The sequence below is a fragment of the Jeotgalibaca arthritidis genome (genome assembly GCF_011100465.1).
GTDB classification, from domain to species: Bacteria; Bacillota; Bacilli; order Lactobacillales; family Aerococcaceae; genus Jeotgalibaca; species Jeotgalibaca arthritidis.
Window position 1 is genome coordinate 1,207,227 of record NZ_CP049740.1, and the last position, 12,564, is coordinate 1,219,790.

14 protein-coding genes are annotated in these 12,564 nt (G+C 40.0%); 12 read left to right on the forward strand and 2 right to left on the reverse strand.

All coding sequences use genetic code 11. From position 1 onward, the window contains the following. From G7057_RS06210 to G7057_RS06260, 11 genes are all read left to right on the forward strand, one after another. The gene (locus G7057_RS06210; RefSeq protein WP_166162089.1) at window positions 1–447 is read left to right on the forward strand and encodes a MarR family winged helix-turn-helix transcriptional regulator; all 447 of its coding nucleotides are present in this window, start codon (window positions 1–3) and stop codon (window positions 445–447) included. A gap of 32 nt (window positions 448–479) precedes the next feature. Beyond that, window positions 480–1,256: a tryptophan-rich sensory protein gene (locus G7057_RS06215; RefSeq protein ID WP_166162091.1), complete on the forward strand. Its 777-nt coding sequence runs from the start codon at window positions 480–482 to the stop codon at window positions 1,254–1,256. A gap of 186 nt (window positions 1,257–1,442) precedes the next feature. After that, complete coding sequence (locus G7057_RS06220) at window positions 1,443–3,158, forward strand: ABC transporter ATP-binding protein (RefSeq protein ID WP_166162093.1); 1,716 nt, start codon at window positions 1,443–1,445, stop codon at window positions 3,156–3,158. Between the two features lies 1 nt (window position 3,159). Further along, entirely contained in the window at window positions 3,160–4,914 is a 1,755-nt protein-coding gene (locus tag G7057_RS06225; protein WP_166162095.1) for an ABC transporter ATP-binding protein, read from the forward strand. A 65-nt stretch (window positions 4,915–4,979) separates the two neighbouring features. Further along, complete coding sequence (locus G7057_RS06230) at window positions 4,980–5,234, forward strand: hypothetical protein (RefSeq protein WP_166162097.1); 255 nt, start codon at window positions 4,980–4,982, stop codon at window positions 5,232–5,234. A 55-nt stretch (window positions 5,235–5,289) separates the two neighbouring features. After that, on the forward strand, window positions 5,290–6,279 hold the full coding sequence (locus G7057_RS06235; protein ID WP_166162099.1) for a diaminopimelate dehydrogenase: 990 nt from the start codon (window positions 5,290–5,292) through the stop codon (window positions 6,277–6,279). 220 nt (window positions 6,280–6,499) lie between these two features. Beyond that, window positions 6,500–6,925, forward strand: a complete 426-nt coding sequence (locus G7057_RS06240) for a cupin domain-containing protein (RefSeq protein WP_166162102.1) — start codon at window positions 6,500–6,502, stop codon at window positions 6,923–6,925. A gap of 45 nt (window positions 6,926–6,970) precedes the next feature. Next, on the forward strand, window positions 6,971–7,372 hold the full coding sequence (locus tag G7057_RS06245) for an iron chaperone (RefSeq protein ID WP_227004550.1): 402 nt from the start codon (window positions 6,971–6,973) through the stop codon (window positions 7,370–7,372). Window positions 7,373–7,386: 14 nt separating this feature from the next. Next, on the forward strand, window positions 7,387–8,127 hold the full coding sequence (locus G7057_RS06250) for an NAD-dependent protein deacylase (RefSeq protein ID WP_166162104.1): 741 nt from the start codon (window positions 7,387–7,389) through the stop codon (window positions 8,125–8,127). 90 nt (window positions 8,128–8,217) lie between these two features. Then, the gene (locus G7057_RS06255) at window positions 8,218–8,679 is read left to right on the forward strand and encodes an ASCH domain-containing protein (RefSeq protein ID WP_166162106.1); all 462 of its coding nucleotides are present in this window, start codon (window positions 8,218–8,220) and stop codon (window positions 8,677–8,679) included. Further along, on the forward strand, window positions 8,676–10,106 hold the full coding sequence (locus G7057_RS06260; protein WP_166162108.1) for an FAD/NAD(P)-binding protein: 1,431 nt from the start codon (window positions 8,676–8,678) through the stop codon (window positions 10,104–10,106). The genes G7057_RS06255 and G7057_RS06260 overlap by 4 nt, the downstream gene beginning before the upstream one ends. 52 nt (window positions 10,107–10,158) lie before the next feature. On the opposite strand, the gene G7057_RS06265 is transcribed toward G7057_RS06260, so the two are convergent. Beyond that, a complete protein-coding gene (locus tag G7057_RS06265; RefSeq protein ID WP_166162110.1) occupies window positions 10,159–10,722 on the reverse strand; it encodes a GNAT family N-acetyltransferase in 564 nt (187 codons plus the stop codon). Between the two features lie 72 nt (window positions 10,723–10,794). Between G7057_RS06265 and G7057_RS06270 the strand changes: the two genes are divergently transcribed. Further along, window positions 10,795–11,145 (forward strand): DUF488 domain-containing protein, encoded by a 351-nt coding sequence (locus G7057_RS06270; RefSeq protein WP_166162112.1) that lies wholly within the window; start codon window positions 10,795–10,797, stop codon window positions 11,143–11,145. Window positions 11,146–11,181: 36 nt separating this feature from the next. On the opposite strand, the gene G7057_RS06275 is transcribed toward G7057_RS06270, so the two are convergent. After that, on the reverse strand, window positions 11,182–12,015 hold the full coding sequence (locus G7057_RS06275) for a helix-turn-helix transcriptional regulator (RefSeq protein ID WP_076767582.1): 834 nt from the start codon (window positions 12,013–12,015) through the stop codon (window positions 11,182–11,184). Window positions 12,016–12,564: the final 549 nt, after the last annotated feature.

Consider the following 12,564-nt stretch of genomic DNA (forward strand, 5'->3'; position numbering starts at 1 on the left):
ATGGATGATTCAATATTTGACCGGCGCTTAGAAGACCAATTGTGTTTTCGACTTTACCGCGCCTCTAGCGAGTTGGGAAAATTATACAGTCAGGCCTTGCAGCCTTTTGGTTTAACTTTTTCACAGTACCTTGTCTTACTTGCGTTATGGGATAAAGATGGGGTCGCAGTGACGGATATTGGTTCACGAACTGGAATGGGAATTGGAACCTTAAATCCGATTCTAAAACGAATGACAGAGCATGGCTGGGTTGAAAAGAAGACCCACGATACCGATAAACGTGCCACCCTCGTTTTTGTAACCGAACAAGCAACTAACGAAAAGCCAGCGATTAACTTATCGATTTTAAAACAGTTAGAAGGCTTTCAACTGATGGATTTGGATATCATTGGCTTGATGGATCAGCTGGAAACCTTACAGCAGCAATTGAAAAAAGTAAACGACTAAGCAGCGATTAAGGAATGGAAAGGATGATCGATATGACTGACACTAAGAAGAAAGCATGGGCAAACTTAGCCCTCTTTATATTGGCTCTCATTGTCAATGTTCTAGGAGCGACTGGATTTATAAACGGTTCGTCTCAAGCAGAAGTTTCCGACCGATACCATACCCTCATTACACCTGCTGGATTTACCTTTAGTATTTGGAGTTTAATTTACGGCTTATTACTCTTTAGTTTTATTGTAATGGTTGTCCGTCACGAAGATCGTTATTATAAGCAAGCCATTCATAGTCTCTCTCCTTTAATCTGGGTGTCATTGGCAGCGAATATCTTGTGGATTGTCAGTTTTTCCTATATTGTGATTGGTTTATCAACCGTCTTTATTTTTATTTATGTGATCAGTTTGGCATTGATTTTGAAAAAACTATTGAAGCTTGATGGTTCGAAGCGTTGGCTATTGCCATTAACATTCGGCTTGAACACTGGCTGGCTAATTATTGCCTCTGTTGTTAATGTGGCAGCTTACTTAGTGAAAATGAACTGGGATGGCTTTGGTATGACTTACGATACATGGGCAATGATCATCATGCTAGTAGCGTTACTCCTAGCGATTGGTGTGTTATTACAAGTCAAAAATGCAGCCTTCACCTTGCCAATTGCTTGGGCATTCTTCGGTATATCACAAGAGCTACAAACCTTTGGAGAAAGCCAAACTCTAGTAGCGATTGCCTTAGCTAACGCTGTGATTTTAACCATAGCAGCGGCATACCAGTGGTGGAAAAATAAAAAAGCCGTCATTCCTTATATAGACTAGTAAGAAGGATTGAGCCTCGCGCTCAATCCTTTTTTTGTTGGGTTTGAATGTTCGATAAAGCCGAATGATTTTTTTAGCTGTATCGCACAGTCATGCCATCAGCGTCACTTTTAAAAGGCTTGTTTATAGTCTTAGGGGGCTTTTTTGCGCTATAATGAAAGGCAGTAGAGTAAAGGATGTGAACAAATGGTAGGTTTATTGCGGTATGCACGGAATTATAAACGACAGGTCATTTTAGGGCCGGTCTTTAAGTTTTTAGAAGCAGTTCTTGAACTAATGTTGCCATTACTCATGGCAAAGCTAATAGATGATGGGGTAGCGAAGGGAAATATCACGACTGTTTGGCAAATGGCAGGCTTAATGCTAGTGATGGTAGCATGTGGCGGTATTTGCGCAGCGATTTGTCAGTATTTTGCCTCGATTGCTTCTCAAGGATTTGGAACAGAGTTGCGTAACCAACTCATGAAAAAAATTAATACACTGTCTCATGAAGACTTAAATCAATTTGGGACAGACACATTAATTACGCGTATGACTAACGACATCAACCAAATGCAATTGGCATTGGCAATGTTGATTCGACTAGTCGTTCGTTCGCCATTCTTAAGTGTGGGAGCCGTTGTGATGGCATTTATTATCGATGCTAAAACAGGCTTTTTATATTTATTATCACTCCCACTATTTTGCTTAGTGCTCTTTTTAATTATTCGGTACTCCGTTCCGTTATATAAAAACGTTCAGCAACGTTTAGATTATTTAAATGAACTGATTGCCCAAAATTTAAGTGGTGTTCGCGTCATTCGTGCCTTCGCACGTACAAAGAGCGACATCAATCACTTCAACGACAGTACAGATGATTTAGCTAAAGTGAATCGAAAAGTAGCCAATTTATCTGCTCTCTTGTCGCCAAGTACCACCTTAATTATGAATGCAGGCATTATGATTTTACTTTATATTGGTGGCTTTTCCGTTAACGACGGTCGCCTGCAGCAAGGTGAAGTATTAGCCCTTATTTCTTATATGAATCAAATGCTATTAGCTTTGATTGTTGTCTCTAACCTAGTAGTGACCTTTACCCGTGCATTTGCATCTGCTCAGCGGATTAACGAGGTACTGGATACAACACCAAGCTTAGTTTCGCCACTGGCTGACTCAATTGAGCCTGACCTAGAAGCGGCAGTTGTTTCTTTCTCACAAGTCGATTTCAGATACAGCAAGGAAGCGGGATTGTCACTCGAAAACATCAATTTTGAGGTTGCTAACGGCAGTGTAGTGGGGATTACAGGCCCAACTGGTAGTGGGAAATCAACCCTTATTCAGCTGATTCCGCGCTTTTATGATACGAGTGCCGGCGATGTTTACTTTATGGGCAAAAACGTGCGGGATTGGGACCTGAATCATTTGCGCCAACTCATCGCAATGGTGCCGCAAACAGCTGTCTTATTTAGTGGTAGCATCCGCGATAATTTACGGTGGGGAAAAGAAGATGCCACTGATGAAGAATGTTGGCAAGCTTTAAAAACGGCACAAGCCTTCGATTTTGTTTCCGCATTACCACAACAATTGGATTCACCAGTCATGGAAAATGGGAAGAATTTCTCAGGTGGGCAACGCCAACGCCTGACAATTGCCCGAGCATTGATTGCTAAACCAACCTTATTGATTTTAGATGACTCCTTGTCGGCGCTAGATTATCAAACAGACTTATATTTACGTGAAGCCTTGAAGCGTGATTTAGATTGCGCCGTTATTATTATTTCGCAACGGATTCGCTCTTTACAAAAAGCAGACCGTATTTTATTAATGGACAGTGGTCGGTTATTGGCTGCTGGTACGCATGATGAGTTATTAGAAGAGTCAGCGGAGTATCAAGAGCTTGTCGCATCACAGGAGGAGAAATAACATGAAAAAATTATCTTCCAAAGGACTTCGTTATTTTTGGCCTTATTTGTTGGCCTATCCAAAAGAATTAATTGCTGCCAGCTTGTTTGGCGTGATCAGTGGAGCGGCTGTTGTGTTAATGACCTATTATATTGGTGTGTCGGTTGATTTACTGATCGGTGTGGATCAAGTTGATTTTACTGGTCTTTACCGTGTATTGGCCTTGTTTGCCGGTATTTTATTAGTAACGGTCATTAGCCAATGGGTGATTCAAGTTTTAGGGAACCGCATTGCTTACCAATCGGTAGCAGAATTGCGGAAGGATACCTTTAAGCACTTGAATCATTTGCCATTAAGCTATTATGATCAAACCGCTCATGGTGATATTGTCAGCCGTTTTACGAATGATATGGATAATGTGTCAGTCGCTGTGTCAGCTGTTTTTATCCAGCTGTTTTCCGGCTTATCGACTTTGATTTTGGCGCTAGCTTTTATGCTGTATTTAAGTCCGTGGTTAACGGTCGTTGTTCTTATTGCGACACCGGTTATTTTTACGGTAATGTGGCTAGTTGCGCGTGCCTCACAACAGAACTTTAGTAATCAACAGCGAATTACAGGTGAACTAAGCGGATTTATTAATGAGCGTATTCGTAATCAAAAGATTGTTAAAGCTTTCCAACAAGAAGACAAAACACAGCAGATGTTTGAAGGGATTAACCAACGTTTGTACGTTGATGGTCAAAAAGCACAGTTTTCGTCATCCTTAACCAATCCGTTATCACGTGTCGTTGACCATTTAGCTTACCTTTCAGTTGGTCTTGTCGGTGGTGTTCTCGCTTTAAATGGTAATTATGGTGTAACGATTGGTGTGATTTCTAGTTTTACTATTTATTCTAGCCAGTTTACTAAGCCCTTTATTGAGCTCTCAGGTATCACCACTCAGCTACAGTTAGCCATTGCTGGTTTGGATAGAGCGTATGATATTCTCCAACAAGCCCCACAAGAACCTGACGCGACAAATGCCCGAGTGTTAACTGGGGCAAAAGGAGCGGTATCGTTTGAACATGTTCACTTTGGATATGTTGAAGGCCAAGAGCTGATAGAAGATTTTAGTTTGTCAGTTCAGCCAGGGGAAACTATTGCAATTGTCGGTAAAACGGGAGCTGGGAAATCAACTTTAATTAACTTGCTGATGCGTTTCTATGAACTCAATAGCGGTCGGATTTTAATTGATGGCACGGATATCCGTGAATTAACGCGAGATAGTTTGCGCCAAAGCTTCGGGATGGTGCTTCAAGAAACATGGCTATTTGAAGGCTCATTGCGTGCGAATTTACGCTATGGTCGTAAAAGTGCGACCGACGATGAGATTTATGATGCCTTGAAGAAAACCTATATGTACGACTTTGTATCTCGGTTACCAGAAGGTTTGGATACAAAGGCAGGAGACAGTGGGCTGAAGATTTCTGATGGTCAGCGCCAGTTATTAACGATTGCCCGGACAATGATTTCGAATCCGGATATGCTGATTTTGGATGAGGCAACGTCATCTGTTGATACGCTGACTGAACAAAAAATCCAGTCTGCTTTCTTACAAATGATGGAAGGGCGCACGAGTTTTGTGATTGCACATCGCCTATCAACGATTCGAAATGCGGATAAGATTTTAGTGCTTGATCAAGGAAATATTTTAGAGATTGGTAGTCACGACGAGCTTTTGGCTAAAGGTGGCTATTATAAAGATCTGTACCAAGCCCAATTTACCGAAGAAGCGTAATCGGTTTGCGTGGGCAGAAGCTGAGATAAAGAGTCTCAGCTTCTTTTAGATCAGCTGAACAAGCGATGATCCCATGTGTTATTGCGAGTGGCTGTTTATGCGTATTATCGTATCTGTTAGTTATTTGTTCACCGCTACCACTATTATCTTTGGTAGGTTGTGCAGTTGGTCCAACCATCGTCGGCAGTGTATCGTCTTTATTCGATGATAATTTACGTTATGGCTTTATGGCAGCCATTGTTTTCCCCCTTATTCTTGTTATTTGCACCATCATTTATAAATGGCAAATAAATTTGAAAGTATCAGTTGCTAAATTATAATTTAATTGGTAAAATTAATTTTTAATGAGAGAGCGGATAGAAAGAGGGGACATATATGAGCAATTATAGCAATCATCCAATTAGAATTGGAATCGTAGGTTACGGAAATTTGGGTAAAGGTGTGGAAACAGAATTGGCTTTTCATCCTGATATGACCCTAGTCGGTATTTTCTCAAGAAGAGATCCGCAAACGGTCGATAGTGAATCAGCTGTGTTTCACATGGATGATCTAGAAAACATGACTGATCAAATAGATGTACTTATTTTATGTGGTGGCTCAGCAACAGATATTCCTGAGCAGGCCCCAATTTTACAAAAACAATTTACAACGGTTAATGCATACGATAACCATGCAGAAATTCCAGCCCATTTTGATGTCATTGACGAATTAGCGAAGGCGCATCAAAATGTGGGGGTTATTGCAACAGGCTGGGATCCAGGTTTGTTTTCACTGAATCGTTTAGTAGCAGAGGCTGTTTTACCTAAAGGCGATACCTATACATTTTGGGGAAGTGGCGTGAGCCAAGGCCATAGTGATGCGATTAGACGTGTCAATGGTGTTAAATTAGGTGTTCAATACACCATACCGAATGAGTCATTAATTGAAGCGATCAAAGAAGGTGAAGAGGTTGCTTACACTAAAACGTCATCTCACAAACGCGTGTGTTATGTAGTAGCAGAAGCAGGAGCTGATCTAACAGCAATCTCAGAAACCATTAAAACGATGAAAGATTACTTTGATGGTTACGAGACAGAGGTTCATTTTATTGATGAAGCAGACTACTATAGAGATCATCAAGGCATGCCGCATGGTGGTCGTGTAATCCGCCGAGGCTATACAGATGACCAAACAATGGCTGTTTATGAGTTTGCCTTAGATTTGGGTAGCAACCCACAGTTTACAGCGGCAGCATCTATTGCTTACGCGAGAGCAGCTTACCGTCTAGATCAAGAAGGCCAATACGGCGCGAAATCTGTTTTTGATATCGCCCCAGCTTACCTATCTCCTAAATCAGGAGCTGAATTAAGAAAAGAATTACTCTAATAAATTGAGATGAATGTGGAAGTTGAAAATGGATTTTAGTTTGCAACTTCCTTAAAACGATAAAATGTGGATGTTGAAAGTGATTTTTAGCTTTCAACGTCCACATTTATTCATAAAGCGAAAAAACCATACTATTCGTAGTAGGGGTTTTTTTAGATTTTATTTTGGTAGCGTTTTCATATATAATAGAAGTAACGAGATAAGTTGAGGAGGAATCGTCATGACTGAATCATTCAAGGAAACAGACCAACAACCCTTTGTTATTGATTTTAAGGAATTAGTGATGGAAAACGACTCTTATCGCAAAGTCATTTGGACTGGTAATCACATTCAAGCTTTAATTATGTCTATCCCAGAAAATGAAGAAGCAGGCACTGAAGTCCACCACAATATCGACCAGTATACGCGTATTGAAGACGGCCAAGGAGTGTGCCGGATGGGTCCAAGCCCTGATGAATTTACCTATGAGCGGGCAATCACAACCAATGACGCTATTTTCATTCCCGGAAATATGTGGCACAATATTATTAACACGGGTGGCCGGCCATTGAAACTGTATACGATTTACTCAATTCCAGAATATGCAGAAGGAACGATTCATCATACCCGTGAGGATGCAAGCGGCCATACTTTATTATCCGAATAAAAGCACTGAGGCCTCATACTAGGTTTAGGATTGAGGCCTTTTTTAATGAAAGAAAAACTGAAAGTTGAGGCGATACAGATGGAACTTTATCAGGACTTTTTAAATAAAATGCCACAAGCTGAACAACGCCAGCATGTGGAAGAATTATTAAACTGGGTTATGACCGAATTCCCTAATCTAAAAGCTGAATATAAATGGAACCAACCGATGTTTACCGATCATGGAACCTATATTATTGGCTTTAGTGTGGCGAAACATCATCTTGCAGTTGCGCCAGAAGTGGCAGGGATTAATCAATTTAAAGATGAGTTCGATAAACGGGGCTTGTCTTATACTCAAAACTTAGTACGTTTACCATTTGATCAAGCTATTCCATATGATTTATTAAAAGAAATGATCGCCTTTAACCAACATGATAAAGCTGATCACCAAAAATTCTGGCGTTAGGAAGGGTGAATGCTGTGCAAAAAGATATTCAAGAACTTGTTCAACTGATTAAATCTGCCAAGCGAATTGTTGGCTTCACTGGTGCGGGCATTTCTACGGCTAGCGGGATTCCTGACTTTCGTTCAGCGGGTGGCTTTTTTGACCAACTGAGCGGCCAGCATTATAGTGGGGAAGAGGCACTGAGTGTGCCTTTTTTTAAGCAGCAACCTGAATTATTCTTTGAAAATTTCCGAACGATTTTGGATTTTCCAGATGCAGAACCCAATGCCGGACACCTCTTCTTCAAACAGCTAGAAGATAGTGGTAAAACAGTCACCGTTGTGACGCAGAATATTGATAACTTACACGAAAAGGCAGGCAATAAACACGTTTTGGCCGTTCACGGCAACGCTACGAAATGGCAAGATGCCAAAACGGGCCAAGCCGTTTCGAGTGACGCTTTGCGCTGGGATAAACGAGGGATTGCGGTTGATGAAAAGGGCCAACGACTAAAACCGCAAGTGATTTTATACGGCGATCGTTTAGATGAAAGGGTCATGGAGGAGGCTTCCAAAGCTATCCGGGAAGCAGACTTATTGATTGTTGTTGGCACCAGTTTAAATGTCTATCCTGCTGCTTACTTAATCGATGATTTTCGAGGTGAGCATTTAGTTTTAATTAATCAAACGACGGTTGCTGATATGAAACGTTTTGATCTAGTCGTTCAAACAGACTGCAATGCTTTTTTGAAGGAAGTCACTAAGCAACTTTCATAGCTCTGCCATTTTCTTCTTGCTGTTCTCTAATTGACTATCGATAAGATGATGGTAAAGTTATAAAGAGTAACAGAGACGAGGAGAACGAGTATGAACGAAAAACAAATGTGGCAAGCCTTTATTACTGAGCAGCCAGCTTACAAAGATGAAAACTATCAAGCTTGGCAATATGGTGCCATTCCTGATGAATTGGCTCAGTTAACCTTAAGTGGCATCAAAACAGCAACGTCTTCTGCGCATTGCTTATATGAAATTGAAAAGGAAGAGCTTCCTAAAGCCGGGGAGTGGCATATCATCTTAGATTCAAGTGACCAAGCTGTCTGCATTATTCGACTAGTGACAGTTACGGTTTATCCGTTTAAAGATGTACCAGCAGAGATTGCTTACCAAGAAGGTGAAGGCGATCGCACATTGGCCTATTGGCGAGCAGTCCATCAACGCTTTTTTACAGATCTTTTGGTTGATTATGACTTAAGTTTTTCAGAAGAAATGCTAGTGGTTTGCGAACAATTTGAGTGTGTTTACCCTGCTAAACGTGAGGTGAACCGATGAAAGTAGCCATTATTGGAATGGGTGTAGCTGGTATTAGTGTTCTGTCTGCTATGGCCGACCAACAAATGACTAAAGAGTGGGATATTCTACTTTTTGACGGTCAGACATTCGGTACAGGTTTACCTTATCAAGCTGATTCTGAATTATTATTATTGAATCAAACTGCAAGAACGATGAGTTTGGACAAAGACGACCCAGCTGACTTTACAAAATGGGCGGAAACGAACAAAGCAGTCGTAGATGCGGAACACAAACACCTGCCTCGTACTTGGTACGGCGAGTATTTGAAAGAAAAGCTAGATGCTGCCGTTTCGTATTGCCAGCCGACGATAATAAAAGAAGATGTCCAAGCAATCGATCGCTTGGGGGATGGCCGCTTCCGTGTACAGTTAAAAAGTGGCAATTATGTAGTTGATTGTGTCCACCTTTGTACGGGACATTTGCCGTATCAAGATCCGTACCATTTGAAGAGACACCCTCATTTTATTTACCATCCTTACCCGGTTCAGGAAAAATTAGCCCATATCCCGCAAGGTAAACGTGTTGGGGTGATAGGAACGAGCTTAACAGCTATTGATATGATGCGGGTTTTACGAGCATCTGATCCAACCGTCAAACTGTCTTTCTTTTCTCAATCGGGTCATTTTTCTTCGGTTCGTAGTAGTGAACCACTGTATGAGATGACTTATTTAACAGCTGAACGGCTGGCCGATGAAAAAGCGCGCGGTGATGGCTTTATAAGGCTTGATATGTTAATTGATTGGTTTAAAAAAGAGTGTGCAGAAAAAGAAATTGATTGGCAGTCTGTCTTTGAAGACTTTGGACAAGGTAGCCGAGAGCAATTGGCTCAGCAGCTAGAAAATAGTGGGGACTTAGGGAAGGTCCAAGCTATTCTGCATCAGCTGGATGATATGCTGCCTGAATTTTGGCTAGCTTTAAGGGATACTGATAAACAACGATTTTTAAATGAGTACAGTGTGCAGTTTGAGACGATTCGCAGTCCCATGCCACGTCAGTCGGTAGAGGATTTAGTCCAATTATGGCAGAGTGGCGAGATTGCAGTTTATGGTGGTATGAGGGAAGTTTTTGTGGATGATGAGCATTTCGAAGTCGTTTTGGCAAATGGTAAGTGGGTAGCAGTTGATTATCTAATTAATGCGAGCGGACAAGAGAAAAGGGTTAGTTTAGCGACCGACCAATCGCCTTTGATTACCCAGATGTTGAGTAATCGATTGATTCAATCGGAAGAATTTGGTGGTGTTCAAGTTGAATGGCCTTCTTTACGAGCAATTAGTCAACGCTACGGCATCATCACTAATTTGTATATTCATGGGCAATTGATTCATGGTATTCAACATGGCAATAATACGGCCGGAATGCTGATGCGCCATGCTCATCAAGTCGTTGAAGGTATGATTCAACCCTAATGCTTTCGATTACGACATCAAAAAAAGCCTGCTAGCAGGCTTTTTTGTCTCGTTAATCAATCGCTTTTTGCATATGGTCATATAGATGGCCGCTGAGGGTAAGTTCAGAATGTGCAACAAAGCCATTTTTTTCATAAACATGGCGAGCGCGGTCATTTACTTTATCGCAGTTTAAACCAATGACGGATTCGCCAGCATCTCTGGCAAAAGTAGGCAAAGCTGCTAGTAATTTACCAGCGACTCCTTTGCCGCGTTGGTCTTTGGCTGTGACTAAAGAATCTAAGTACCATTCTCCCGAAAAGGTTTCTGCATCGGGAAATAACAAAACGTCTTCCATACCGTATGAGGCAAGTGCCTGTTGGAAGGGTAGATTTAAGGCTTGCTCGAGTTCGCCTTTATAGCCATAGCAACAGCCCATAATGACACCATCTTCTTCTAAAACAATGCCATTTTTGTAACTGTAGCGGTAGAAATCTTCTTGCATACAGGAAACCATGACGTTTTTAAAGGTTTGAGGAGCCAGTTGTTTTAAAATAGGGAGCTCCATATCTTCAAAAATTTCCAGTAATAAATCAAATAATAGTGGGCTGTCTTCAGCTCTTGCGTGACGAATCATAGTAGTAGTCCTCTCTATTTCTTTATCATTAGGTTTATTTATTATAACATGACACTGAAAGGAAGATGAACAATGACTCAGTTAAAGGTAAAACGGATCTACGACCCTTATGATCAAGCGGATGGCAGACGCATTTTAGTTGACCGGCTCTGGCCAAGAGGCATTAAGAAGGAGGAGGCACAGTTGGATGATTGGCTAAAGGATATTGCGCCAACTCCCGATTTGCGAAAATGGTTTCATGAAGATAAAGAGCGTTTCGAAACCTTTAGTGAAAAGTACCAAGATGAATTGACGGATAATGAAGCCGTTACGACTATTATAGATGCTCTCGAAGAAGGGGATGTCAGCTTAATCTATGCGGCTAAAGATAAGCAACGGAATCATGCTGTTGTTCTGCAACACTTTATAGAAGAAAGACGTTAAAAAAACACGTTGCTGCGGCAACGTGTTTTTATTTTATTATGCTTGTGGTGGTGTCGGAGGCATATTGCCTTGGCGACGATATTGTGACGGCGTGATATTAGATAATTCACGGAATGTCTTAGAGAAGTGTGATGGTGATTGGAATCCAACTAAGTGTGCGATATCAGCAATCGCAATGTTTGTATTGCGAAGCATTTTTTGTGCTTCATCAATACGGATGTGGATGAGGTAATCAATTGGTGACATACCCACTTCTTGTTTGAAAATACGGATTAAGTAGAATTTGTTGATATGAACTAATTCTACAAGGTCATCCAAGGTAATGTTTTTATGGTAGTTTACTTTCATAAAGTTCTTAACAGTTTGGATTTCCTTATGGTTTTTCTTATTCAATGAGTTGCGAATTGAGAATTCTTCGTTACGCAATAATTGAATCAAAATGATCTCAATATAACGTTTCGCAATTTCTTCAGAGCCAGGTTTTTTAGTTGTTAGCTCTTTTATTAATAATTCTGTAAATAGAGCGCTATCTGTATCTGTGCGATCGTATTTATAGAATGTAAAGTCATGTTCTGCTTCTCCGATATGAGAAAACTCTAGACCGTGAACCCCAATTTCAGTAACTTCTAAATATTGGCTAGGATTCAATTCCCAGTAGTAATCAATATTAGGATTTAATAGAACGATTTGATTTGGTCCAACTTTTTCAGAAGTATCTTTAAATGTTAGCAAGCCTTCGCCATTGTTGATAAAGACAATTTTAACATAAGGGTATTTTTGAAAAGCTGTTGATTGATCCGCAGTAATCGTATTCTTTTCTGCAGAAACGATTTTTAAGGATAGGTTTTTGATATTGGACATCGTATACATAGTGGTCCTCCTCTAGATTTTTAACCATTTTATTGATTAACGAAATATATACAAATATTTATTTTAAATTGACTGAGTGATAGATATTCTACCCATTATCATATAGTAATTTTAAAAAATGTCTAGTAATTTCCCCTCTTTAATACAAAAAAAGAAGAAAAAATTGCACAATAAGGTACATTTTATATAAATCCCATGATAAAGAATTTTTCACCAGAAATTAGTCTACCATAAATAAATAGATAAACAAATAAAAAGATGCCTATCTTTAAAAAAATAAACAAAAATTTTGTTTATGCGTAGAAATAAAGTAGTGATATATTAGGATATAATTAAATTTAGAGGTGATTAAGTGAAAACAAGCTGTTTTATAGCCGTTATGACAAGGGTTGTATTTTAAAGCATTTGTGAAAATAAAAATAAGAAGACAGAGAGTTTAATAATATAAGGATAATTAAAAGCTACAAAGATATAGAAAGAGAAAAATAACTGCTTAAAAAACAAACAAATGTTTGAAACAACTAAGAGTGAGCTCATACTATCTTGTCT